This window comes from Paenibacillus sp. 1001270B_150601_E10, from assembly GCF_015558675.1.
GTDB lineage: Bacteria > Bacillota > Bacilli > Paenibacillales > Paenibacillaceae > Paenibacillus_B.
Map to the genome: position 1 here is coordinate 135,546 of NZ_JADMOL010000006.1, position 26,033 is coordinate 161,578.

Consider the following 26,033-nt stretch of genomic DNA (forward strand, 5'->3'; position numbering starts at 1 on the left):
CTATCTGACCATCAGCTCTTAGCCCATAAGCTTCTTCAAATATTCACGGCGTATGATCCAGAAGCTGACCAAAAATAGAAGGGAAAAGATTCCTAGCCCCAACACCGTCACCTGGAACATCGTCGTCGATATCTTATTACTCATAAAGCCCATTGCAGCCAGCAGAATGCCGGATGCGAATACAAACGGGATAAAAATAAGCATAGCCAGTTCCTTTGTTACAATTGCAGCTAGTTCTTTCAAGGAAAGTCCAATTTTACGGATTCCGGCATATTTTATCCTCTCCCCTTCAAGCGAGGTTTGCAGGTGGAAATAAACAATGCTCATCGCAGCGCTCAAAAAGATGAGGCTGAGCATAAAGCCAATAAAGAACATGATGCTTTTCGTGAACTTTTCGGCCTCGTATAAATCGATCTTCGAAGCGACCAAGTGCTGATCCGCAACGGTGGATACCTGTGCTAGAAGCTTGTCCACGACATCGCCTTTATCCATCCAGTTCTCCACTTCATAGGCGAATACCTCATACTCTGGGTAATCAATCGTGCTATAGATCGAATCGTGGACGACATAATACACATTTCGCAATCCGGTTGAGAATATATTTTGCTCTTCCATTCCGGCATACTTCAGATCCCCGAATGCGTAGTTATGAATAGATTCAATAGTTGGGCGAATGCCTTCATGTCCTGCAGCTACATAATATTCGTTGTCCTTTAGCTGAATCGGCTTATGCAAGCCAAGCGCATTATAGTTCGATACGGACATGAACCCGATCCAGTGCTCGTCATCCACTTTGTAGGCGGAATGGTACGCATCATAGCCTCCCGTGCCTTCGAAGGTCGTTTCAATGAAAGCAATATCCTTCTTCTTCGATTCTGGTGCATTGCCTGGAAGTGAAACATATTGGAAGCTGTACGGATATTGAGCTTCTGTTCTCGCTTTTACATTGAAGTAAGAGCTGTACAAGACACTTGTGCATACAAACACACCAAGCAGCAGGATGGTCAAAAGAAACATGATGTGAGCATGCGAGCGCCCTTTTGCCTTTAAGTTGGAGACGAGCAGCAGATTGGTCTTCTGAAGATATGAGGATCTTCTTTGCAGGGCAAGAATACCACCTCGCATGCCTTGCGTGACAATAAAGTAGATGGCTGACAACGTACTAATAAAGAAGGCCATGTACCCAATTAAGCCAAGAGATTCCATCCAGCTTAATTCCATAAACAAGGAGATACCCAGTATGCCGCTGATGATGATAGACAGTACAAGCATTAGTGGTGAAGACGCGATTCGTTTCTCTTGCACAACATCTGCCTTGACCAACTGGACAATTTGTTCTTTTTTGATCAAGCGCGATATGAAGGTTGAGACGACCAAAAACAAAGCCGTAAATAATCCAATCGTTAACAATATGGAGGCAATGGGCAGATACATGCCGAAGCTGTCTGCACGCAATACCTTTTTGGCCAACATGAGAAACAATGGTGCGATAATCATCCCGATTCCCAATGCCGTGATGATCGCTGCCGCAGCAATAAGCATATTTTCCCTAAAGACCATTGTGCGAATTTGCTTGGTGGATGCTCCTGTCATCATGAAAATACCAAGAGTTTTCATTTTCTTTTTCAAAAATGCGTACATCGAATAGACGATAAAGATAAATGAAAAGAGGTAGATGAACAGGCTGGCAAGCAGCATTGTCAGCCCCAATGTGCTGGTACGATCAATCTCAGCCATCATGGGATGAAGAGCTGTAGTCGAAAATAAGAAAAAGATCAAAATGGAAAAGACACTGCTTAGAAAATAAGAGATATACGTTGCTTTATCCCGTAAAATATTTTGGATGACAATGTGATTAAACTTCATTTTGACCACCACCCAAAAACGTCAGTGTGTCCATGATTTCTTGATAAAAATGCTGCTTGTTATTGCCTCGATGTATTTGATTATAAAGAATGCCGTCTTTAATAAAGATGACACGATGAGCAAAACTAGCCACATAAGCATCGTGCGTAACCATTAAGATCGCCGTATGGTAGGCTCGGTTAATGGATTCGAACAGACCCATGACATCGTTAACCGCCTTCGAATCAAGGTTGCCCGTCGGTTCATCTGCCAGCAATAAGCCAGGCTCGTGTATGACTGCTCTAGCGATCGCAACGCGCTGCTTCTGACCTCCAGAAATTTCAAAGGTCCGTTTCTTTAGAATTTGCTCAATACCCAGAAACTCAACCACCTTCGCTAAACGCTTCATCATCTCTTCCTCTTGCATGGAGTCAAGTGCTAATGGCAGTAAAATATTTTCTTCCACGGTTAGCGTGTGAACCAGATTGAAGTCCTGAAAGACAAAGCCTAATTCCGTCCGACGAAACTTTGCCAGCTCTTCATCATTCAATTCAAACGGGTTTTTGGAATTGATGGTTACCGTTCCATGCGTAGGGCGATCAATGATGGAAATGCAGTTCAAGAACGTCGTTTTCCCGCTCCCCGATGGTCCCATAACCGCAACAAATTCATTTTTGTTCAAGTGAAAATCAATGCCTTTTAATGCTTTGAAGGTAACTTCTCCTGTGTATTCTTTCTGCAGCTGCTTTACTTCTAATATCGTTTGTGTCATTCGTTGCTACTCCTTTTATTGTGCGTTGCTTAAAGTATAATCTCCCTCCTACCCTTCCATGAATCTATGAACATGACAGCAGTATGACAGATCTGTCACATTCATCATGACAGCGTTCGTTCGATGCTTCTCGATAAATCAATCATAAAGGTCGTCTCGTGATTGGCAGAATGAAGCTGGAAAGGATGATTCAACGTCTCAAGAATGTTCTTAACTAAGTACAGTCCGATTCCTGTAGCTTCCCCTTTCATTCGGCCTTTAGATCCCGTATAGAATAAGTCGTAGACACGGTTAATTTCACTAGCGGGTATGATTTCTCCACGATTACTGAACCTTATCTTGTCCTCTTCAAAATGGATGAGAATGATGGATTCTTTGTCGCCGTATTTGATAGCATTGCTAAGAAGTTGATAAAAAACGACCTTCATCCATTTTCGATCGGTATATAGCAATACGTCCTCGGGGATTACGATTTTTGGAAAGACTTCCTTCTCGATAAAATACTCCTTAAGATCATTAACGACTTCCTTAAGCGCAGTCTTTAGCGGAATGGCCTCAATCTTTAAGTCCGCCAACAGCTTGGTGGATCGACTATAGGTAAGCAATTGATTTAAGGAAAAATTCAATTTATGGCATTCCGACTTAACTTTCTGCCATTCCGAATGACCGTCCAACTCCCGCATTTGATTGGACTGAACGAGCAGCTGAATGACAGACAAGGGTGTTTTCATTTGATGAACAGCATGGGAGATCAGCAACTGCTGTTCGCTTAACGTGTCCTTATACTTGTCTTCCTTCATGAAGAACAAAGACTGAATACGCTGCATCTTCGCAGCGTAGGCTCTTTCAATTGGTGAATGCGGCTGATGAATCAGCATATCAGCATCATCCACTTGGCCTTCTTCCAGATGAGTGTACATGTTCTTGCGCCGAGTATAACGAAATACGAGGAATACTAACAGCAGGAAAATAGCCAAAAACATAAAGTAAGACAAGTGTCCTTCAATGCCATCCAGAAGATGAATGATGACTGGCAATCCTAGAAATGTGGTCAGATATAAGAGAACGAAGCTGAGATGGTCCCGCAGAAAAAGCCTCATACGCTTTTCTCCGTAAGCTGGTAGCCGATCCCTCGAATCGTTGCAATTTCTAACGACGATTCTATAGTCGCCAGCTTTTTTCGCAGTCTAACAATATTCACGGTCAATGTATTTTCCTCCACAAATACATCCTCATCCCAAATGGCGGATAGAAGCTGCTGTCTTGAAACGACGTTAGGAAATGCTTCGAATAGCATCGTGCACAGCTTGATTTCATTAACCGTAAGCACTTTTTCTTGTGCTGGCGTAGATAAGCGAACAGTCTCCAGATTCAACTCTGTATTTCCTCTTTTCAACATGCGATATTGGGAGTCCATTGCGTATTCGCCATATATACGGCGAATTTGCCCATTGATTTTAGCTAGTAACACGTCCATCGAGAAGGGCTTTGTCACGAAATCATCCGCACCATTTTCGATGCCGTAGATCTGATCAATATCACTCATACGAGCGGACAGGATCATGATGGGGCAGTTTGATATATGTCTTATTTTACGAGACCAGTAGTACCCATCAAATGCGGGGAGATTAATATCCATGATGACCAGATGAGGTTGGAATTGTTGGAAGTCCTCCAGCACCTTTTCAAAATCAACGACGATATGACAATCGTATCCATATTTCAATAGATGGCTTTTTAACGTCGCAGCAATATTCATTTCATCTTCAACAATCAATAATTTATACATATTCTCACACCTTAACAATCGATATATATAGGGTAAAAGGAACCTATATAAGTCTACCCTTTCCGCATTATTTTTTCCAATCGATCTCCTATGCAGCCGCTAAATAATTCCGAGTGTATGCTTATATCTGGTCGTTAGTATTTCTGAAGCCGCTATTTTACTTGATCGGCAATTCACCTTCTATAATCAAAAGACCAAGTGTGCCAACACCTGGTCTTAAGTAAGTCCGCAATATCGGATTGCTAGCGTGAGGTCGATCGTTCTAAAAATAAGTTAGGCTGAGCCCCCTAAAAGTCCTTTTTCTTAAACAAATGTACGGTTATAAAATAGGAAGCTATGAATAACAGGAGGATACCGCTCCCAACAAGGAACAGCATTGGAGAATTCGATAGGCTGTTCTCTTTTATCATATTCATCACAATCGCGGTTGGCTGTGCCAAACCAATAAGGATGATCATGAATACAACATTGATTACTGCTGCTCCTTTTTTGCTTAATGTGTAGAACAACGGCATGTAGATAGCGCTTAGAACAAGCATGATTCCTATAGGAGCCAATAGGTCAATGGCTGAATATTCTGGCTTATTAAGCTCTGGAAATGCAAATGGGACGAGCCTGTGAATCCCATATGATGCGAGAACTCCTAATACGGTATAGATAATAGCGGCTATGTATTTGGCTTGAACAAGCTGTTTGCGGTTAACAGGCAAGGTCACCAGGAATTTGTGATTATGATTTTTGATATCGATCATCGTGCCAAGATTTAGTGAAGCGAACGCGGTATAGATGCCTACCAGATAAAGGGACACTTCAAGATTAGGTATCAGCGCTACACTGAAAACGACAAGATATAGCGCCGTCATCCAGAGTGAGCTTTTTAGGGCAATGTAGTCTTTACGAAGCAAATTAAGCATGAATGAACCCTCCCTTTGCTGTGAAGTACATAATGTCTTCTAAGCTTGCTTTGTCTAGGATCACATAATCGCCAAACAATTGTGCTGCCTTTTCCCTATCCGCGACCAACCCTTCAAAACCTACCGCTGTCTCGCGCAAGCCGACGAACACCTTTCGAATATCGGAATCAAGCAGCTGCGAGTCACCTTTTACAATGGCGTATCTCTCGAGAAGAGAATCCTTTGTGTCACTAAATACGAACTTTCCTCGATTGATAAACGTAATGTAGTCTGCGATGCGATCCAAGTCTGTCGTGATATGGGTCGAGAAAATGATGGATTTGTGCTCATCCTGCATAATATCCGCAAGCAGATCGAGCATTTCTCTTCGAAACACAGGATCAAGACCAGAAGTCGGTTCATCCATAATAAGCAGTTCTGCTTCATGTGACAAAGCAACAGCTAGGGCAAACTTCACTTTCATGCCTTTGGACAAATTTTCGATTTTCATCTTAGGCGATAGTTCGAACTGCTCTAGATAACGGTTAAACTTTTTATCGTTCCACTTTTTATAGAAAGGCGCGATCATCTGATTCATGTCTCGAATCGTAAGATGCTCATAGTAGAAGCAATCGTCGGACACCACACCGATGCGCTGCTTAATGTCCACTTCTTGTGCCGGCATATCGCAGCCAAATATCGTAACAGTCCCAGAATCTGGACGGACCATGCCAAGCATCATCTTGATCAAGGTGCTTTTACCAACGCCATTTGGACCAATGAGTCCTGTGATATAGCCCTTTTTCACGTCCAAGGATACATTATCGATTGTAAAATGAGGGTATATTTTCGTTAGATTGCGTAATTCAATGGCATTCATCTATTCTGTTCCTCCTCGAACAATAAGGTCATGTAGTCTATTAGCTCTTGTTGACTCATGCTTAATTCTTGGCTTTCCTTAATGATTTCTATCATTTTCTCCTCCAGCCGCTTCATGCGCTGCTCCCGAATGAATTCTTTATTGGCTCCAGATACATAACAGCCTTTGCCTACAACAGAATCGATCAGCTTCTCTTTCTCCAACTCATCATAGGCTCGCTTGGTTGTGATTACACTGACTTGCAAATCCTTGGCCAGCTGCCTGATTGAGGGAAGGCTGTCCCCTGCATGCAATTCTCCGTTCAGAATGCTTTGTCGAATCTGGTTCATGATTTGGATATATATTGGATCACTCGATGAATTAGATATGAGTATTTTCAGTTTTCCTCACCTCTTTGTCGTCAATATCGTATCTACCGTATATATTGACTATATACACTTTGCGATTCTTAGTCAATATTTTCTGTATTTATTGTTATAAACGTGGTCTCCGTTGGAGTCTTCATCATTAAAAAAGGGCTGTGGCAGGTCATGTTCTGAACCTGTCACAGCCCTCAACTTTGCGTCTAGCACAGTCTCTTGGCTCATATTGATTCCCGTCGCATTAAGATTGTTGCAACGAGCAATGATGTTAATTTTCGATAATGATGGTTTCTAATTTAAGATTTACCGGGTTTGCAATGGTATCTCCAACCGGGCATTTGCTCTCTAGGAAATGAACAAATTCGTCCACCTTTTCTCTTGGAGAATCCGTTTTGATTCGAAACGTATATCGGATATCGGAGTAACCTGGGCGCACTGTAGATCGGTTAAAGAATCCATCAAGATCGAGATCTCCTTCAACCTCTACGCTAAAGTCATCGAGCTGCACTCCAAACTTCGGTGCATATACTCTAGCTACAATAGATTGGCATGCGCCTAATGAAGCAAGCAGAGCTTCGACAGGATTCATGCCAGTATCCGTTCCGCCTAAGCTCTTCGGCTCATCGATCGTTAATTCGAAGTTTCTAGAGGTTGTTTTAACTTGAACACCGTCTTGTAAATGCGCAGTTGCCTTAAAGGTTTGAACAGCAGCCATGATATCTCTCCTTTGAACATTTATGAATAGTATTCTATTCTTCAATAACCAACTAATCCAGTATGTATTATAAGTATTATATATAGAGTGTTAAATGCTGTCAATCGAATAAATTTGAACAGACCGTCGCAATCGCGTTATCTACCATTCACCATCATGAGATCGTTCTATCTTTTCGTCTATCTGTCGGTTCTCCTCTCCTTCCGACCAGTTATTATTAAACATCGTAAATTCATTTACAATCTACTGAATGGACAATATATTTAGTTCGTGTGAAAGGGATGTGATGAAGTGAAAATTGAAGTGTCGATTGATCCAGCTTATCAAGAGCCAAAAATCATCATTCTAACGGATAAATGGACAGATGAAATATCGGGCATCGTCAAACGACTAAATGGAATCTATTCGGTGACAGCATTGTCAGCAACCCTATAGCAGTAAAGCGGAACATTAACGTTTCACCTCAAGAAAATGCGGTAGCGCCGAATCTGTCAGTAAAGGAAAACTTAGCGTTCATCGCATCTATTTATGGCAGCAGTAAGGAAGAAGCAGAACAAAAAATTTGGCGTTGCACTTCCGGTCATCATGATGAGCCTTTTTTCAATGAAGCAGAAAAATATGCCTTTTGATCTCTATACCATTGAAAACTTTACGCCAGGTGTCATTGTGTTTAGCTTTTCTTTCATTACGTTGTATTCAGGAATGTTACTGGGAAAGGATAAAAGCAGCTCATTTTTAATGGTTCCCCCTGGATATGATTGGCGGAGCATTAAAAACGATTAGCTACGCCCTGCCATTTGCACATGCAGTAGATGCAGTGCGCCTGTCTTTATCGGGCGAGTACGATGGAATCGTAATCCCATTATTGTGGGTTATGGGATATGCTCTTCTAATCTTTGCCTTTGCAGTTCGCGGCTTTAGACGCAGGATGAATAGCTGACTATAAAATCGACCCTCTGTTGACTTGTTCAGGCAGTATAACATCAATGATTGTATGTACATAAAGTATTTCATAGACTACTTTGCAAAAAAGCGCCCCAAGGTCAAAATCCATTGGGGCGCTTCCTATGCAGCAATCATTTTTACTAAATTACCGATCTGGCGTCATCAAATATTGCACAATGCTTTGTTCCTCTGATCCTGAACCATGGAATACCGCTTGATAACACACCTTGCCGTCAAGCCAGAAATAGCTGATTAATGGCTTCTCACCGGGGCTGCTCAGTGGTCCATCGATATAATACGGCTCAGTATAGAGTACTTCCTGCCCATCTAGATGTAGGGCTTCAACCTTAACTGCATTCCGTTCTCCATCAATTCTTGTGAAAGAAACATATCCGTTCTTTTTCATCCTTTGATACATATCCACATCAAGCATCTGTTTAAATGAAATATCTCGGATTCCGGAAACCGGTTGATCGTTCTGATTATGATCATCTCTGCTATAAGTAACCTGAAGCATCTTGCGCATGGAATCTTCATCATTTTCGACGTGATTGAAATTTACTTTACGGGAAACATAAGCGCCGCTTGCGGCAAAGTCTCCAGGCAATTCGCGTGGAAATGCGGCTTTAAAGCCAACCAGTTCCTGAGCGCGCCGGATATCCTCCGTGTCGTACAAGTATGTCAAGACTTTTCCATGATAATCATTATCTACATGAAGCAGGTTCAGCTTCTCATCGGGATATTTCATCGAAGCAATCATCTGCTCCGTCTCATTGCTCGAGAGTGCAAAAGCGTTCAATTGATAGCTAAGACCTTGATCCTTCCAGACGTAATAATATCTTTCCGGCTGTCCTTCCCAGGCCGTCATGCGAATGGTAATCTTATATCCTTCCTCGATACCTTCTAAGGATAGAGATTCTTTCTCAATAACTTTCCCGGTATCCACCTTATCCCGTTCATCTTGCTCAAGGCTAATAATCTTGCCGATTTGTTTGTGAAGATCTGCGCTTGGCTCCATTCTCAAGCTGAAGCTGCCGCCACTTTGGTTTATTTTAGCTTTATGGTAATTTAGATTGACTCTCGGCAGCGTATTATTGAACGTAATGCTGACATCGCTAAAGGTATACCCCTCTGGGAGCATGGATGGGACTTTGAAAGCAAAAGGCGCTACCTTCGCCCCTTTTTCCAAATTATCGTATAGTCGAAACTCATCATTTGCAAATAACATCTCGTTCCTGCCTTCTTCGGCGTGAACCCAAGCGGAAGATCCCGCTCCAGATGCGCTCGCATTGGTTAATGCTGCCGTACCGATCATTAGGATGAGAATAATAGCCATCATTGAAAATTTATAAGAACCCTTTTTAAAAGATTGAATCATCTTAATTCTCCTCATCATCACTCTTTGTCCGTTAGAACCTTTGAAATAGAGAAGATGCGCCTCACTTCTTTCTGAAGTAAACCGTCTTAGATATCCAATAATCGTCATCCCGTATGGCACGGTCTCCTCTACTCCAAGCGTCTCTAGAACACATGCATCACAGGCCAGCTCGCGATCGGCTTTCATCTGCCGCAGGATATACCCAATGAATGGATTTATCCAGTGTACCGCAAACACGAGACTGCCGATCATATTCCAAATCGTATCTTTTCGTTTGTAGTGGGCCAGTTCATGTGCAATCACGTGCTTGAGCAGTTGTTCATTAATGGCTTCTGATAGAAGCGTTTGCGGCAAATAAACAGCTGGACGGAACACACCTCTCATATAGGGACTCTGTGCAGACGGATCCTCGAAAAGGCCTACCGAGCGTTTAATCGAAAATAAGTTTCGGCATTCTTCCGCAATCTTCAATATATCAACACGGTTGATAGGATGGAGATGTTTTAGTTTTCTTTGAAATCGCAGCCAGTAGAACATATTATATCCGAGCAATATGGCCGCACCCGTAAGCCAAATAATTGCTAGAAATCGAACGGCGGGATGGCTTTTTGTCTCTATACCCGCTTCGGCATGTTCTATCGTCTCTTTCGTGTTCAAAAGTGGCATTGAAACGTGCTTTTTTTCCGTTTCATTCGTAGTATAATAGGGTTGAATCATATTTTCTTTTTGGCTGTTTTCGGATATTGTGTCAGGCTTGTTCAGCTGATATGTAAATCCGATAACAGCTTTTTTTATATCTGATAGCGCAGGAACCGCATTAAACATACTGACGGGACTTTGCGGCAGTACCGGCAGCACAAGTCTCAACAGTACAATCAGCCATAGCGCATGCCTCAAACGCGCATGGATACGTCTTTGAAACAGATATTGAACGGCCAGCACCAAGACGGCGGCAGCGCTTGCCGTCAGCGTCGAGGCAACAAACCATTTGAAGAGAATTTCTGCTATATCCATGGGATAACCTCGTTTGGATGAATTTCACGCTTTTAAGGCTGTGATGAGTCTTTAACGTCTTTAGATTCTTTTGATGTTTTGCCTTGCTTCTCCAGCAATATTTGCTGTAATCGCTCGATCTCCTGATCTGACAATGAGGTCTCCTCTAGAAAGTTGGTCATCATCAACCCAGCTGCACCGTTGAACACTCGGTTTAAAAAAGAACGGCTTTCTGCTCGCACACACTCTTTCTCGGAAATGAGCGGATAATACAGATAGCTTCTGCCAGACTTTTCATAGCCCAGCGCTTTTTTCTTCATGAGCCGATTGATAAAGGTTCTGACTGTCTGATCGCTCCATTCCGTCCCCTGAGGCAGCTGCTGCACAATTTGCTCAGCTGTCATTGGGTGATCCCGCCATATGACCTTCATGATTTCCCATTCAGACTCTGAAATCTTAGGTGTATTCTTCATCGTTTCACCTCCTTTACTTGACTTGGACAATCAACTATTACAATTGTAAATATAACCTAAGCGCCAAACTATTACAACTGTAATTTTAAAAATGAAGATTCCATGTATTTCAGCTATAACGATTTCCGAAAATCTTATTGCTGTAAAATAGATTTCCTTTTATAGAACTATCTATGGGATAGTCCATGCTTGATTTCTCGATAAGCCAAGGTTGCTCTAACCTATTATTGTTCCTTCATTTTATGCGAATAGTACAAACAATCACGGTCTCAGCCCCGAGGAATTCTTCACTAATGATGTAATTAGTGCAAATGTATTCTACTTTTCGTATCTTCAACAGTTTGCATGTCCCTGTATGTCATGATCTTCGTTACTGAATAAGGGCACCCACTATTCCTGTCAGAACCATAAGAAGGATCGGGTTCATTTTCCATTTCCTCAATACAATTAAAGAACCAATAAGGACAGTTACGGCCATCCAATCTACTTTGGAAGCCACGCTTATTGCAGAGGTTCCTAGAAACGTCAACAGCAATAGGGTGGCAGCAGCAGAAATAATAAGCCCCAATGAAGCAGCCTTTAGAACGTTTAACGATTCAACCGCGTAGACAGATTGGTTGAATCGTTTGAAAAAGCGATACAGCAATATGGATATCCCGACGCCAGATATTACGCAACCGAATGTTGAGAGCATGGCGCCAGGAATACCCGCAATTTGTAATCCGACAAAAGTTGAGATGTTTACTGCTAAAGGTCCGGGGGTCATCTGCGAAATTGTAATCATATCCGTAAATGCTTGTTGTGATATCCATGTATATTTTTCAACCACCAAATCCTGAATGAACGGGATGATTGCGTAGCCTCCTCCGATACTAAACAAGCCGATCTGTAAAAAGACAAGCAGCAAATGCAATAACTCACCCACTACTTCCGCCGCCTTTCGCTGAGCCATACCCGTACAAAGCATAAACAACAGCTTGCAATAAGAATAATGGCTACATGAATCTCAAATATGAAATTTGCTATAAATGCTGCTGGAATCATGAAAGTCAAAAAGATAGAGCGTTCCTTGATCATCATCTTGCACATATCGACGACGAAGTCTACGATCAAGGCAGCCACCCCTGCCTGCATGCCCTTTAATACGGAGGAGATGAACGGATTCGCTGCAAAAGCAGCATAGAACATCGAGATGAACATCAAGATGACGAACGATGGAAAGATAGCAGCCATACAACTGATAACAGCTCCCGTCATCCCTGCCACCCGATACCCTACAAGTGTTGATAAGTTAATAGCGATCGCGCCTGGTGAAGATTGAGCGATGGCCGCCATTTCGACAAGCTCTGCTTCTTGCAGAAGCTTTTTTTGAGAAACAAAATACTTTCGAATCATCGGAACAACAACATATCCTCCTCCAAATGTAAATGTGCTGATAAACAAATTGATGCTGAGCAGCCACAGATAAGGTTTGGATTTATAGCTATCCATCTAATCGCCTCCCATCATCCTGCTATTATGGAGGTTGTTGATTGATTAGTAAAATGATATTATTTTTCGATAACGATTAGTTTTATTCATGGGAGGAGAAGCTTGAATGATGACCCTGCGTCATTTTGAAATATTCCGCGCAGTCGCTGAAGCGGGAAACTTTACAAGGGCCGCTGAAAAATTATATATCACGCAATCGGCCGTTTCCCATGCTATACGTGAGTTAGAGGAAAAGGCAGGCACTGCGCTATTTGACCGGCTATCCAAAAGCGTTCAGCTCACGAATAGCGGCAAGCTGTTGCTGGAAGAGATCATACCGATCCTGTCTTCGTGCGAGGATCTAGATTCACGCATCAACCGTTTAGAAACGCGAGCTCCGCTGCACATTGTCTCCAGTATTACCATTGCAGCGTTCTGGCTTCCGATAATCTTGAAAGCCTTTCAGAAAGAGTGGCCTGATATCCCGGTCCATGTTGAGGTGGTTAGTGCGGCAAATGCCATTGATATATTGAGAAATGGCGATGCTGACCTTGCTTTGATTGAAGGAACACCCCCACAAGGGCCATTCACAAGCACGCTTTTCGCATCCTATCCGTTATACATCGTGTGTGCGCCTGACTATCCCCTAGCGGAAAGGGAGTTGAGTTTGAAAGAATTTTGTACTGAAACACTGCTGCTGCGTGAAAAAGGAAGCGCGATTCGCGATACGTTAGACAGCGCACTATATTTGGCGGGGCATACTGCACAACCTGCATGGACAAGCGTAAATTCTCAAGTCTTGATTGAAGCAGCCAAAGCAGGATACGGCATCACCATCTTGCCGGATGTGCTTGTAAATGAGCCGTTAGCTCAAGGGAAATTGTGTCTGCTGTCCGTTCAAGCCCTCTCTTTGAAAAATGAAATGTATGTTGTTCATCATCGCGATAAATATCTGACTACACCGATGAAGACACTTCTTCAGCACATCGAATCTACGATGTATTAATGGTTGACAATAACGTTTATCAACCTACTCTCGCTCCTGGGATACCAATTTCTAAAAAAACCTCCAGTGTCACGGGCGATCGTGACATTGGAGGTTGCTGTTACATATGAAAGAAAGCAAAATTCACTGAATCTTGTACGCAATGAATTAGAGCCGTAATACAGTGATTTCCTCTTCGTTGCAGATTTCTCCGTTGTCACGGAAGCCGAAGCTTTCATAAAGCTTCTTGGCAGCTGTATTCTCTGCTTTATACGGAATCCAACAATATTGTGCAGGTCCTGCTGGACAGGTCCGGATAAATTCCAATATTTTCACCATAGCTTTTCTACCATAACCCTGGTTCTGATATTGCTTATCAATCATGAATCTCAGGAGGCAGTAGCTGTCATTTGCAATGGCCGGAACTTCATATCCGGTAATTTGATAAGTAATCATAACAAAGCCTATCGGCTGTTCATTCAAGTAAATCGCGAATGGAAATGGATGCCCTCCATTGGTCGCAAGGACATAACACGAAGCTACGCTTGAAAGATTGGACGCCACGTAGCGGCGCTGATCTTCTGTTACTTCCAAGTTGAAAATGTCACGGCGGTTGTCCAACGTGATCTTTCGCAGAGTAATCATTCAGGTCAAACTCCCTTCAGATAGAGGGAACAGGCAACGTTCCCCTTCATATAATTTGCGCCGCGGTCGCTTATCTAACATACCGTTTAAAAAAAATAAGTACTAGACTTATATTGAATTTTTTGTAAAGTATTATTTATCCATGTCTTTTTTTGGTCTACCTTCATTTCATACATTTGTTAACCGGCATATGAGAATGCCGGTTTTTTTGCATATCAAGAAATGATTCTTCTGCATAAATAGTGCCTGCGCTTCTTGGCCGTGAGCGCTCTCTGGTGCTTTAAGCGCATGTCTGTCCCTTCTGTTCTGCTTTATAATGGAAGGAGGAAGTACATTTTCCAGAGGAATCTGTGTTTGAGAGGAGCTATCCATGGACAGTAAGCAAATGCGGGTGCTTAAAAAGCTTTATCATCATAAGAATTACGACTATGACTTGGAACGTGAAGTATCCAATTATAAGACGGATACACTGACTCCAGCTGAGCAGGAACTGCTTCAAGCCAGTGGATGGATCGCAAACGATCTGCAGGTTATTCACCATGACGAGATCATGGATCAACTGATGAAGTTGAAATCGAATGATCTCCTTTCCTGGACGACAATAGGCAGCGCTTTTGTAGCTGGGGTTGGCGGCAGCTATCCTAGAGGGATCTCCTCTTTAGCCAGTTATCATGTCATGATTCATGCGCGTGTCCATCAATATGAGGAAACCGAAAAACTTAAGGCATGTAAGGTATGCGCGTTTAGTCATAGTAATGAAGGCTGGGACAACTTGTCATACATCCGCTATGCGATGCATCTCGGCAATAATTATAGCCGGTCAAGCTTTGGTGCGTATGTGGACATGGTGGAGATCGCTGAACGGCTGGAGAAAGGCCCCATTCATCCGACCGAACAAGACAAGCAGATCTTTAGTCAACTGCTGCATAGTTTAGATCGCGCGGAAGCGAGCGAAACACCAGGGAAATTCGAGAAGCGGCTTACTGCGGAGAAGATCGTAAAAGGAAGCAGGTTCGTGCGCCGCGGCATACTTCAGGCGTTAGCCATGGTCGGAGTGCTTCCTAACCGAATCATAGAGCTTGCCCCAGATCGTTGGACGGATATGGCAACGATCATTCACGCTGAGTTCGACTTGGACAATACCAAGGGACGTTCCGACATGGAGATGCCATGGGCAGGCTGGCAAGGAAGTCTGGGTGTTGATTGGGGCAAGGCTCGAGCCCTTTTCGGCGATTGGGTTTGAGCAATGACTGAATTCAAGAATGAGCAGACAGCCTTATTCCATCAACAAGATGTCAACGATTTGTTGGGTGATGTCGGGATGAATCTGACTGACCAAATTAAGAGTACGGCCACACCAAGATTCAGGCAATATGGATATGATCGCACGCACGATGATTGTTCGCCTGCGTGCTTGATCACTTCCTCAAGTACAACCAATATGCTTCCTCTCTTATCTACTCGAATTCAACTCCGCATGAAATAAGCTGTTTCTATCTCGTACTCGCTATTCGCTTTTGTTATCTACAGGAATCGATATTTTCTTCTTGTAAGTTTTAATATACTTGTATTCATCCACTAATAGCCCTTCCGGCTTGTCTGTCGTGTTGAACGAATACGTCTGCTCCCACATGATGTTGCCGTTGTTGAACTATCTTGATGCTCAATTGATCAAATTTTTAGAATTTGTACCCCTTCTGTTATAATCGAAGAAAAAAAGGAGCTGTTCATAAATGGCCGATATTAAACCATTTTTCATGTTTGAAGGCAATGCTGAAGAGGCAATGAATTTTTACATGTCCCTCTTTAAAAACTCCAAGATTGTAAGCATTTCTCGTTATGGTTCAGAAGGGCCAGGAAAAGAAGGTACAGTCGTACAAGCTGTGTTTTCGCTTAACGGACAAGAGTTCATGTGTATCGATAGTTATGTCAATCATGCGTTTACCTTCACGCCCTCTTTGTCCTTGTTCGTGACGCTGGACTCTGAGGAAGAGGTTGATGAAGCATTCGCCAAGCTATCCGAAAATGGCAAGGTCCTAATGCCATTAGACGCCTATCCATTCAGTAAAAGATATGGATGGATCAATGATCAATTCGGCGTATCTTGGCAGTTGAGCCTTAGAATGGAGTCCTAAACGACTCACTACCGTAAAAAGCCCCGAGACTAAAGAACGCATCTCGGGGTTATTTGTTGTATTCTGCTTGATGCTCTACATGGATGATGAAGTGTTCAGCGCATACAACTGCGAAACCAATAGGTCAAGCCGCTCCTTGACCAGGATTGCCTCTGTATATCGAACAGGGATGCCTTCATAGCCGTAATAGATGCCGGCTAATCCTCCAGCGATTGCACCGATCGTATCCGAGTCTCCTCCTAGATTAGCCGCCTTTTGCACGGCTTCAGCATAGTTCGTCGAATGGAGTAAAATATGCAGTACCCATCTAAAGGTATGCACGACAAAGCCGCTCGGCGGGCAATCCGGCAATGCCTCCACATGTCCCTCGTATTCGCTGCCTGCTACCTCTGCCAGAATGACTGATCTTAAGTCTTCTCCTTGCAGAAGCCTGTAGGCCATTCGATTATACATGACGCAGACTTCAGTGCATCGTGGATCGTAATGTGTCATCCGTGATTGCATGGCCGTTATTCGTTCGATATCCGCAGTGTCCTTGTAGGCCAGTGCCACCGGCAGGCAGCGCATGAGAGAGCCGTTTCCAGCGCTTTGTCCTAGATCCATGTGTGCAATAAAGGCCGCTTCAAACCAGTCCCCGTCATATTTATGAAATACTTGGCGGATGATATTCCCTATGTCCTTAGGTCGAGATTCGTACCATTTTATAAAAAAGCGCCCGATAGCTTCCTTCGGTTCGGCTGGATCTTCAAGAATTCCCTCTACAACGCAAAGCGTCATCATCGTATCGTCAGTCACTTCCCCTGGTTCCAGGTTCCATACTCCGCCACCGATAATCTCTGTTAAGTAGCCGTGCTTCGCCTCAATCTCCTTTGTATTCATAAACTCCGTTGTCCCGCCAAGGGCGTCGCCCACAGCTACTCCATATAGACCGCCTTTAATGCGATTGATTAGTTGGATATCCATAACAACACCACATCTTTATATTTTTTGAAAAGAAATAAGTATACTTGCCGTGCAATAATCGTTACGTTTCTACAGCTAGAGCTCACCATTAATGCTATCTCCAGTTTAAACCTTTATTTAACTTGTTAACAACTTCAAGTTAATTTTAACCCTCTTATGCGATGTATGGTCCCTTTTCACGATCTAGGTCTCCTTTGTACCTAGGCATAAGTCCAGTCCCCTAATAGACCACAGGCTATTACCAAGTTAAGGATAACGAGATAAGCTAGTTATAGCATAGGGTTGTAGGCTTCTACATTCTGCAGAAACACATGAGCAGCATTGGATCTAGACTAGGGAGATGAGACTATCAAAACGGTGAGAAAAGTTCTATTCTATTTGGGTGCAGCTATCATTTTGTTCGTGGGGATCGCATTGATCTTCCCTACTTGGACTCCGAAGATAGCTGGAGAAAACAGCATTAGTGAACTTAAGCAAGTCGACATTAATGGCACTTATCATGAGCTGATGATACGAGGCCATGACAAGAACAATCCCATTATTATTTTTGTACATGGTGGTCCCGGCGTTTCGGAGATTCCCTATGTAACCAAATACCAGGATCAATTGGAGAAGGATTTCACGATCGTCCATTATGATCAAAGAGCCAGTGGAAAATCATATCACTTTGGCGAGGATTACAAGGACCTGTCAACAGATCTATTAGTCAACGATTTATTGTCCTTGACGGATTACATATCCACACGCTTCAATCAAAAGAAAGTCATTCTAGCAGGACACTCCTTCGGAACGTACATTGGCTTACAGGCTGCGCAGCAAGCTCCTGAGAAATACGAAGCATATATCGGCATCGGACAAATGTCCGACACCTTAGAGAGTGAGATGGATGGGTTACATTTCACAATTGAACAAGCTAAATGGAGCGGTAATACGACTGATGTCGAGTACCTGCAAGGGTTAATTGATAAAGTTCAAAGCGGTGATAGGTTAACTCCACGGCAATATGTTCGGAAATATGGCGGCGCAGCTAGACTGATCGATGAGAATGCGGATATGGAAAAAGGGTTTTGGTTAGGTCCTGAGTATAATCTATTGGATCGCATTCGTTATATCCGCGGTGCAGCTTACAGCCAGGAAGTATTAACTGGGCAAGCAATGAAAAAACCTTTACCCACTATTGTAACGAAGCTGGATCTGCCCGTATATTTTATAATGGGACAATACGATTATATGACATCGACAACATCAGCAAAGACTTACTTTGATCAAATTGATGCTAGTCAAAAAGAATTTATAACCTACGAACAATCCGCACATTATCCACAGTTTGAAGAAAAAGAAAAATTCTCGAAGTGGATGGCGGATACCTTTGCGAAATAATAATGTCAATTAAGTCTTTCGATCTGCCGCCAGATGAGGCCTTTCACGAATATCCAGCATTCTGAGCGAAAGGCTGGGAGCAGTTTGCCGCAAAGATGCCGCGTTTTTGACTGTTTTAGCCACTGACCCGGATTTATTGAATGGGATAGATCTTGAACGCATATCGAACGCAAACAAGGCGAAAGGAAAAGCATTGTCACGATTTAGAAGCTACGGCATGTCTAACAAGATTAGTTGGTCAATCGTTACCGAACCACCCCAAGCATGGGCAGCTAAGGTATTTCCAGACGTTGAAGAAGAACATTTGATAGACACCATGTGGGAGGCCATTTTCAACACTGTCCGAACGATTCTGAGGACTCCAGTGCTGCCTGGCGAAAACATCTTCAAACGCTTAATGAAAAGGCCAACCAGTTGAATGGTAAAAGATATCGTGCGCTACGTTATCGTGGAGACGGCACTGATTTAAGAATAAAATTGCCGTCAAAACACCTATGGGTGAGCGATGCCGGCAATACGAACGCGAATGGCGTTCCGTTTGTTGCCAATATCCCCTCTGAAGAGATATGGACTGCTCCGCTGAAGGAAGGCGTTTACGGCACGGTCCGCAGTACTAAGCCGTTAAGCTATGGCGGCACGATCATTAAGGACTTCTCGTTGACTTTTGAAAGCGGTAGGATTTTTGATATTCAAGCAGAAGAAGGGTTGGAGGTGCTTAAAAAACTCATCTCGATCGATGAGGGATCTGCATATCTTGGTGAAGTCGCACTGGTTCCCCATCGTTCGCCTATCTCGGATACGAACCTGATTTTCTATAATACGCTATTTGATGAAAATGCTTCTTGCCATCTGGCAATCGGTAATGCGTATCCCTTCTGTCTTGAAGGCGGCAAGGAAATGACTGATGGAGAGTTAACCGCGGGTGGCTTGAATTCAAGTCTAGTCCATGTAGATTTTATGATGGGTTCCGCTGATATGGATATTGACGGTGAGCTTGCGGATGGATGCATAGAACCGGTATTTCGCAAGGGCAACTGGGCTTTCTAGTCCAATCTGCATCCTCAATACGACAAGGAATACATCTTACTCAGGCGAATAACAAGCGGTACAACCACGTCAAGATATGGCGTGGTTGTGCTCATTATACGGATTACTATTTCATAACGCACTACATGATATGGCAGAACCTCGGGCCGTTTATTCTGAGGATATGACATCCCACTTTCCGAACAATGTTAAGCCTGCCGACTTAGCAAGTGACGTAGACGCCTCGTTATCGAGCTGGCAGCGGTACTGGGGCTCGTGTCCGTGTTCATAGGCGTACTTACTGATGGAACGCACCACTTTCCGAGCGTGTCCCTTTCCTCTGTAGCTTGCAAGCGTTAGTACACCGAGGTCTGCGATCTTATCATTTTCCCAAGGATACATGCTTGCGGCGCAAACCAATTGGTTCTGTTCGAAGGAGCCGAACACTGCCCAGTGCTCCAGTTCAACGTAAGCGTCATCCAAGTCTTGTTCCGAGGATGAGGATTGGAAGGCAGAGAATACCTCTGAATCTTCTTCTGTTAACTGGCGCAACTCACCTTTCACACTTTCTTGCAGCAGGGCATTCTTCTGGGCGTCTGTATAATAGAACACATAATCTGCACCATGCAGCTTTACTCCCGCTTCATTCAATTTCTCGCGAAATGTCCGCTCAGACATGTCATGGAACGGATAGAGTCCTAACCTATCGGCCAGCTGAGGCGTTAAGGCCACCCTCACTCGACCGTCGGCGGTTTCCAGCACCATGATCTGACGATCTGCGTCCAGTGTAGAATTGATCGTGACGGAAAAGACGTTATCACGATAAAGAATGTCTCCATTCACAAAGGGCTTTTCCCAATAATCAATCACGGTCTGGGAAAATGCAGGCATTGTCCCTTTCCGACTGGCTTGATTAGCCATGAAGCTCACTTCCTTTCTCCACTGAATGGTAACAGAACCCCTCTTTGAACAGTTAATAAAGTATGATTAAGAAAGATTTTTACAAAACCCATAGGAATCGTTGTACAGAATGCTTCTTCAAATGCCGGATTAAAAGAAAAAAGGAGAATGGATAAGATGACGGAGCAAGCATTACAAAACCCTCGTATCGTAATGGAAACGAGGGTTTTGTGTGTGTGGTTCATTTACTGATTCTGCTGAAACTCCTTTATCAATGTCTTCATCGGGTCTAATGGACGATTGGCGTCATAAGGATAACGGTTCAATACCTGAAGCAGCAACTTGTAGAGCTTCGAATTGCTGTTTACTTTTGAGAAAAGGCTGTCCATCTTAGTTATCAACTGTTTGTATTCAGGGAGCTGTCCAGGTGAATACACCTCGAACTCGAAGAACGAATTGCCGAATACCGTTGCGCGCTTCACGCCCTGGAACTTGACATAACGTGCCGAAGTGGTGTCAAAATCAAGAATGTCCAACGTCCCTTTTGACTCAATGATTCCGCCTTCTCCGGAAATATTTCGCCAATTTGATTTATCGTCAGATACCAGAATTTGATATTTATCTGCATAAGCGCCCTGCCACTTAATCGTTACTTTGTTTATGTCCTTAACCTCACCCAAGTCAACAAGGAACCAAGCATCATCGACGTACTGACTGGACCAGCGTGTGGATTCATTGCCATCGACAGCCTTATCCGGTGAGTAGTAAGGGAACTCCAGTTCTGAAGACTCTGTAACCTTTTGAAGCGCTAAGTTCTCCGTACTCAACAACTCGATCGCCTTGTTATGAATCACAACATTATCCAATAGACCCTTGAATGCGTTCGTCTCGCTGCCGATGCGCAGAGTTGGCAGCACTAGCGTATGCATCTTCGGATATTGCATTTCCAGACGCTCCACATATTCATCGATATTGACAAACAGGGATACGCCCTTGTCATCACCTTTCAGCAAGATATGCGTCCACTTGTTCTCAGGAACAACATAGTTGAACGTACTGTTATAATGCTCTTTGGTAAACCCGAGTTTGCCCGTACTGCCGAGCTTCAGCTTTAATGTCCCAACTGGCGATTCCATTAGGACGGCGTCATCTGGATTATTTTTGTCCGGCTTAATCCACATCGAGGCTGTCCAACCGAATCCTAATGCTTCAACAGGTGTTTCGATATAGCTCTTACCGCCGTTGAACCGTGCGCCTTGCTCATACTTGCCTTCGGTGATCTCCACGTTCACGGCTTTACCGTCAAAGCCATTGCCGGAGTCATCTTTAAAGTCTTGTTCGAATGGGTACTGCATCACAAGATTATCCGAATGGTTTACGGTGATTTTGTGAGAACGATCTGCATTCGGTGCATCGCCAATGGCCTTTGTCCGCTGCTCGAAGCGCGAGAAGGATTTGTCATCTCTTGTGCCAGTCCACATCTTCTCTGCTACGACCTGGATGCCTGGAAGCAATCGAATGTGTGCATCATCCATGGAAAGGCCATTTGCGTCGGATACATCGTTCCACATGGAGAACATTCCGCCCTTCACGCGTGGATGGCCAAGCGGCAGCGTCGTGGTTTCCCATTTATTAGGCTCCCATTCATCATAAAGGAACTGCGAATTCAGATAATTGCCATAGAGAGTTGGTACGATGTACATGTATACGTTTTGAGTGTTGATCACGTCATATCCAAGATCAACGGCTTGCTGCGGCGCACCGTAAGGTTCATGCCAGATGTCCATGGTTGCATCATTACTAATTGGAGTTGTTCCATTATACTGCGTTAAGCCCCCCCACAGATGTGGATGCTTGCCCTTGCTGTTAATATGCTTAACGAGTGTATCCATGTACCAGCGGAATCGTTCGACATCCGGACCCCAATATTCATCTGTGCCGATATGAACTTCCGGTCCTACAAAGGTCGGATCATTACCATCCAAGTACTCATTGAATAAGTTTTTGACAAATTCTATCGTTTCCGGCTTCGAAATATCTAGAGCATGATCATTGCCTAGTGCAGAATTGTACGTTGTAAATGCACGGGAATGCCCAGGAGTATCGATTTCTGGAATGATGTTTACACCATAATCCATACCCATAAGCTGCAAGTCTTTAAATTCCTGCTTTGTATAATGGCCGTTGCTGCTAGCTAGTCCAGGATAGGTTGAGCTCTCAAGGCGATAGGCAGCCCTTGTTCCATCTGCGAATGGTGTTCCAACATCATCATTTAAGTGGATTTGGAACATATTCATCTTGTACCAGGACAACAGCTTCACATAGTCCTGGAGAAATTCTATGGTAAAGAATTTGCGAGCAACGTCAATCATGAGGCCGCGTTTCTCATACTTCGGATAGTCTCTTGCTTCTCCACGCGGAATTGTACGATCTTCATTCTGCTTAATAATTTGCAGGGCTGTTCTCGTTCCGAAGAAAGCGCCATTTGCCGAGGAGGAAGTTATGGATACGTAATCACCTACCTTGAACACGTTGCCTTCATCCCCTAGCCACGATAAGGCTGGATCAATAGCAAGGTAGAGATCACCAGATTGCGGCTCGCCGGTAACGACTTCCAACTGGTAGCCTGTCAGATCCAGTAGGTCATCACGAGTCAGCTCTGCTGCTTTATGCAGAACAGATTCATCCTTCGGATTCACGACAATTCGTGAGGCTTGGGTTAACGTATAATGGCCTGATTCACCGTACCATTCTCGAAGTGAAGGAATGACTTCCGGCTCGGGATTGCGATCCGGCGTTTGCTGTTTGAGACCTGGAACAAGAACGGCGATACTGCTTGACAACAGTTTCCGGTTAGGATCGTGTTGATCCTCTACTTGCACAATAAGATTTACCTTGGCGTTTACTAGCGGCGTGCGTATGTTGCCTTCGAGGTCTATTACGGGGAGTCTGTCACTTCCAAATAAGCTTACATTGTAGCCTTCAGGTACTTCAGCCGTTGACCAATCGAGCTTTGTTTGCCCAGGTTGGACCGTCAACGAAGCGGTTACCTTGTCAATGATCGATTGCAAATCACTTAATTGATATACTTCAAATTCATAAAAGGAGTAACCATATAGCACACCTTCTACAGGTGCTCGCTTTATGCCTTGGAATTTCACGTAACGAGCTTCGAGCGAAGGAAAATCAACGGTTTCAACTCCTCCCTTGGATTGTATGATGCCATCGTTCTCTTTAACGTTTGTCCATGTCTGAGCGTCATCAGATACAAGAATTTTGTAGGTATCTGCTGGTGTTTGCCAGCGAATAACGACACGGTCGAATGCAGTCTTCTCACCAAGATCAACATAGAACCACTGGTTGTCATCTATCGCTGAGGACCATCTTGTATTGCCTTTTCCATCAACTGCCAAGTTTGGTGTTAAGTAATCCACTTCATTGCCAGAGGAATAAGCCGGCTTATTTAAAGCATAGTTCGTTCCACCAAACGTAACCGCTGCAAGAAGGCGAGCTGCTTCATCATCTGATTGCCCGTTGGGAATGACATTACCATCCTTGTCATAAACGACCTCCGTAACACTTGGATTCCTTTCACCCAAAATTTTGGGATCAGTTGTGTTAGGGATAGCATTTTGAAGCTCAACCATGACATTCTCTTGTCCAGAATTCTGATTAAGAGCTTTAGCTGGTAGAACAGTTGTAAAGGCTGAGGTCAATACAATCATAAAGCTCAACAATAGTGAAACCGTTCGTGTGTTCTTCATTCGCACCCTCCATATTTATATGTTATCGATATACAAAAAGAGCGTTCTTTCTTATCCCTCCATTCTATTTTCGCGCCATAAAGTAAACGCTTACTATGTTAATCATTACTATAATATAACAAAAATGCGCAAACAGAAAGTAGAAACTTTCCATTTTCACCCTTCTTATGTAATAATTTATCTAATTATTGAGACTTCTCAGAATGAAGCAATCGTACATGTTCCGAATCAAATGATGGTTATGAAAACTCGTATCCATCCATTAACCACTACAATTTTTCCTCTATTCTAGGCTGATCAGGTTTGCACTCTGGATCAGGCACTAAGCCTAATTGCGCCAACTTCATCAGATAATAGCACTCTTCCCTCATCATGTGATCCGGCATAAGCGGTGATATGCGGTCCAGCACTTCAGCTGACAACTCTAGCTCTTCCAGCTCTTATAAAAAGGCTCTGAACTAATTCATCTCCAAATCGATGTTCTTCCGTGATCTCCTAGAATCTGAAGCCAGAAGCGATGTTCAAAAAGCGCCGATTGATCCAATGGATGACCTCCTTAATTGATTCTAACAAAGGTTATGTGGAAGTCTCAAAAATAATAACAACGAGCGTTTTTTCGAATGGTATGCTGTACTAGCGATAGTGTCTGGTGAACATGCGAAAAGCCGCATATAGCGGCTTTCCCGGTGGAGTCATCTTGATTTTGCTTTATAGATAATCCAATAATGGGTTTACTTTCTCGGTACTTGTCATGTCTAGTATCGCTTGATACAGATTAGGAGGGTATTCTGCGATTCGGTGGCATAGATACAAATACCAACCGCGACCGTAGGTTAAATATATGCGAACAGGATATCCTGCTTGCCTCAATTCACTCGCCAAATCAGGGCGAATCCCGTACAGCAATTCGAACTCAACGCCTGGTTTGTCAATCCATCCCCGCTTGATAACCTCATCGATCAGTGATTGGTCATGGGTGGCGATTGACAAGCGGTGTCCCATGCGAATGGCCTGGTCGATAAGCTGCACATACCGCTCATTTAGTGCCGTGGAGCGAGGAATGGAGAGCTGTTCAGGCTCTTGATATGCTCCTTTTACAATGCGAATTCGTCCGGGAGCAGATTGTAAATCGCTTAGATCCTGTTTCGTACGGTTCAGTTGAGCTTGAATCGTGATTCCGAGATTTGAATAGGCTGCGGCTGCTTTTTTATAGATTGCTAGTATGGCATCGGTCTTTACAGACTCTTCCATGCTGATAAAGAGCTCAATATCAGCATCCTGGGCTTGTTCGGCAAGTACAGCCAGGTGTTTATATGCAAGTTCATCATCTAGCGATAAGCCAATGTGTGAAAGGTCGAATGAAACACGTGCTGCCACCCCTTGCTCTGCCAAGGCATGAATAAGTCCTGATAATTCAAAAGCGGCCGCTTCACAAACAAGCGCGTCTGTTGCATTCTCGCCGATGTATTCAAGTGAGAGCGCGTATCCCTTGTCTGCAAGTCTTTGCCCGGCCTCAAGAGCGTCTTTGCGCTCCTCCCCTGACACATACTTGGCAGCCGCACGCTGCAGCAGCTGGTAGACAGCCGGCGTTTGCTCTACATAACCCTTCAAATCTGCTCTTCGTGCAATAGATTTCATTGCTTCGGCAAATCTAACTTCCAAGTCAATCGTTGATGATACCATGAAGGTTCCCTCCTCTTGTCTTCTACATCCACTGTAG

General features: G+C 43.7%; 22 protein-coding genes and 2 pseudogenes. 6 read left to right on the forward strand and 18 right to left on the reverse strand.

All coding sequences use genetic code 11. The annotated features are described in order from the left end of the window. Window positions 1-18: 18 nt before the first annotated feature. From I2H74_RS15255 to I2H74_RS15290, 8 genes are all read right to left on the reverse strand, one after another. Window positions 19-1,866, reverse strand: coding sequence for an ABC transporter permease (locus tag I2H74_RS15255; RefSeq protein ID WP_195575097.1), 1,848 nt, complete (start codon window positions 1,864-1,866; stop codon window positions 19-21). Next, window positions 1,856-2,617 (reverse strand): ABC transporter ATP-binding protein, encoded by a 762-nt coding sequence (locus tag I2H74_RS15260; RefSeq protein ID WP_195575098.1) that lies wholly within the window; start codon window positions 2,615-2,617, stop codon window positions 1,856-1,858. The genes I2H74_RS15255 and I2H74_RS15260 overlap by 11 nt, the downstream gene beginning before the upstream one ends. A 104-nt stretch (window positions 2,618-2,721) precedes the next feature. Beyond that, window positions 2,722-3,717 (reverse strand): sensor histidine kinase, encoded by a 996-nt coding sequence (locus tag I2H74_RS15265; protein ID WP_195575099.1) that lies wholly within the window; start codon window positions 3,715-3,717, stop codon window positions 2,722-2,724. Beyond that, a complete protein-coding gene (locus I2H74_RS15270) occupies window positions 3,714-4,406 on the reverse strand; it encodes a response regulator transcription factor (protein ID WP_195575100.1) in 693 nt (230 codons plus the stop codon). Before I2H74_RS15270 ends, I2H74_RS15265 begins: the two co-directional genes overlap by 4 nt. Window positions 4,407-4,693: 287 nt before the next feature. After that, window positions 4,694-5,320 (reverse strand): ABC-2 transporter permease, encoded by a 627-nt coding sequence (locus I2H74_RS15275; RefSeq protein ID WP_195575101.1) that lies wholly within the window; start codon window positions 5,318-5,320, stop codon window positions 4,694-4,696. Continuing rightward, entirely contained in the window at window positions 5,313-6,179 is an 867-nt protein-coding gene (locus I2H74_RS15280) for an ABC transporter ATP-binding protein (protein WP_195575102.1), read from the reverse strand. The genes I2H74_RS15275 and I2H74_RS15280 overlap by 8 nt, the downstream gene beginning before the upstream one ends. Further along, a complete protein-coding gene (locus I2H74_RS15285; RefSeq protein ID WP_195575258.1) occupies window positions 6,176-6,559 on the reverse strand; it encodes a GntR family transcriptional regulator in 384 nt (127 codons plus the stop codon). Before I2H74_RS15285 ends, I2H74_RS15280 begins: the two co-directional genes overlap by 4 nt. A 250-nt stretch (window positions 6,560-6,809) precedes the next feature. Then, window positions 6,810-7,256: an OsmC family protein gene (locus I2H74_RS15290; protein WP_195575103.1), complete on the reverse strand. Its 447-nt coding sequence runs from the start codon at window positions 7,254-7,256 to the stop codon at window positions 6,810-6,812. Between the two features lie 291 nt (window positions 7,257-7,547). Between I2H74_RS15290 and I2H74_RS15295 the strand changes: the two genes are divergently transcribed. Further along, complete coding sequence (locus I2H74_RS15295) at window positions 7,548-7,691, forward strand: hypothetical protein (protein ID WP_229106718.1); 144 nt, start codon at window positions 7,548-7,550, stop codon at window positions 7,689-7,691. A gap of 655 nt (window positions 7,692-8,346) precedes the next feature. On the opposite strand, the gene I2H74_RS15305 is transcribed toward I2H74_RS15295, so the two are convergent. From I2H74_RS15305 to I2H74_RS15320, 4 genes are all read right to left on the reverse strand, one after another. After that, complete coding sequence (locus I2H74_RS15305; protein WP_195575104.1) at window positions 8,347-10,593, reverse strand: M56 family metallopeptidase; 2,247 nt, start codon at window positions 10,591-10,593, stop codon at window positions 8,347-8,349. A gap of 32 nt (window positions 10,594-10,625) precedes the next feature. Continuing rightward, window positions 10,626-11,045, reverse strand: coding sequence for a BlaI/MecI/CopY family transcriptional regulator (locus tag I2H74_RS15310; protein ID WP_195575105.1), 420 nt, complete (start codon window positions 11,043-11,045; stop codon window positions 10,626-10,628). Between the two features lie 370 nt (window positions 11,046-11,415). Beyond that, window positions 11,416-11,970: a chromate transporter gene (locus I2H74_RS15315; RefSeq protein ID WP_195575259.1), complete on the reverse strand. Its 555-nt coding sequence runs from the start codon at window positions 11,968-11,970 to the stop codon at window positions 11,416-11,418. Then, window positions 11,970-12,536, reverse strand: a complete 567-nt coding sequence (locus tag I2H74_RS15320; RefSeq protein WP_195575106.1) for a chromate transporter — start codon at window positions 12,534-12,536, stop codon at window positions 11,970-11,972. Before I2H74_RS15320 ends, I2H74_RS15315 begins: the two co-directional genes overlap by 1 nt. A 106-nt stretch (window positions 12,537-12,642) precedes the next feature. Here I2H74_RS15320 and I2H74_RS15325 point away from each other — a divergent pair, with 106 nt between their 5' ends. Continuing rightward, the gene (locus I2H74_RS15325; RefSeq protein WP_229106719.1) at window positions 12,643-13,521 is read left to right on the forward strand and encodes a LysR family transcriptional regulator; all 879 of its coding nucleotides are present in this window, start codon (window positions 12,643-12,645) and stop codon (window positions 13,519-13,521) included. Between the two features lie 147 nt (window positions 13,522-13,668). On the opposite strand, the gene I2H74_RS15330 is transcribed toward I2H74_RS15325, so the two are convergent. Next, window positions 13,669-14,145 (reverse strand): GNAT family N-acetyltransferase, encoded by a 477-nt coding sequence (locus tag I2H74_RS15330; RefSeq protein WP_195575107.1) that lies wholly within the window; start codon window positions 14,143-14,145, stop codon window positions 13,669-13,671. Between the two features lie 370 nt (window positions 14,146-14,515). Between I2H74_RS15330 and I2H74_RS15335 the strand changes: the two genes are divergently transcribed. Next, window positions 14,516-15,388 (forward strand): hypothetical protein, encoded by an 873-nt coding sequence (locus tag I2H74_RS15335; RefSeq protein ID WP_195575108.1) that lies wholly within the window; start codon window positions 14,516-14,518, stop codon window positions 15,386-15,388. A gap of 490 nt (window positions 15,389-15,878) precedes the next feature. Continuing rightward, window positions 15,879-16,280, forward strand: coding sequence for a VOC family protein (locus I2H74_RS15345; protein ID WP_195575109.1), 402 nt, complete (start codon window positions 15,879-15,881; stop codon window positions 16,278-16,280). A gap of 75 nt (window positions 16,281-16,355) precedes the next feature. Here the strand turns inward: I2H74_RS15345 and I2H74_RS15350 are convergent, their stop codons facing one another. Then, complete coding sequence (locus I2H74_RS15350; protein WP_195575110.1) at window positions 16,356-17,243, reverse strand: ADP-ribosylglycohydrolase family protein; 888 nt, start codon at window positions 17,241-17,243, stop codon at window positions 16,356-16,358. A gap of 348 nt (window positions 17,244-17,591) precedes the next feature. On the opposite strand from I2H74_RS15350, the gene I2H74_RS15355 reads away from it, so the two are divergent. Both I2H74_RS15355 and I2H74_RS15360 read left to right on the forward strand, forming a co-directional pair. After that, the gene (locus I2H74_RS15355) at window positions 17,592-18,623 is read left to right on the forward strand and encodes an alpha/beta fold hydrolase (protein WP_195575261.1); all 1,032 of its coding nucleotides are present in this window, start codon (window positions 17,592-17,594) and stop codon (window positions 18,621-18,623) included. A 73-nt stretch (window positions 18,624-18,696) separates the two neighbouring features. Further along, window positions 18,697-19,670, forward strand: a pseudogene (locus tag I2H74_RS15360) (aminopeptidase). 150 nt (window positions 19,671-19,820) lie between these two features. On the opposite strand, the gene I2H74_RS15365 reads toward I2H74_RS15360, so the two are convergent. The 4 genes and pseudogenes from I2H74_RS15365 to I2H74_RS15380 form a co-directional block, all read right to left on the reverse strand. After that, window positions 19,821-20,570 carry a GNAT family N-acetyltransferase gene (locus tag I2H74_RS15365; RefSeq protein ID WP_229106720.1) on the reverse strand — a complete coding sequence of 250 codons (750 nt, stop codon included), beginning with the start codon at window positions 20,568-20,570 and terminating at the stop codon, window positions 19,821-19,823. A 224-nt stretch (window positions 20,571-20,794) separates the two neighbouring features. After that, window positions 20,795-24,313 carry a discoidin domain-containing protein gene (locus tag I2H74_RS15370; RefSeq protein WP_195575111.1) on the reverse strand — a complete coding sequence of 1,173 codons (3,519 nt, stop codon included), beginning with the start codon at window positions 24,311-24,313 and terminating at the stop codon, window positions 20,795-20,797. 269 nt (window positions 24,314-24,582) lie between these two features. Then, window positions 24,583-24,753 (reverse strand): annotated as a pseudogene (locus tag I2H74_RS15375) (DUF2935 domain-containing protein); the annotation flags it as partial. 268 nt (window positions 24,754-25,021) lie between these two features. Further along, entirely contained in the window at window positions 25,022-25,996 is a 975-nt protein-coding gene (locus I2H74_RS15380; protein WP_195575112.1) for a proline dehydrogenase family protein, read from the reverse strand. Between the last annotated feature and the right edge of the window lie 37 nt (window positions 25,997-26,033).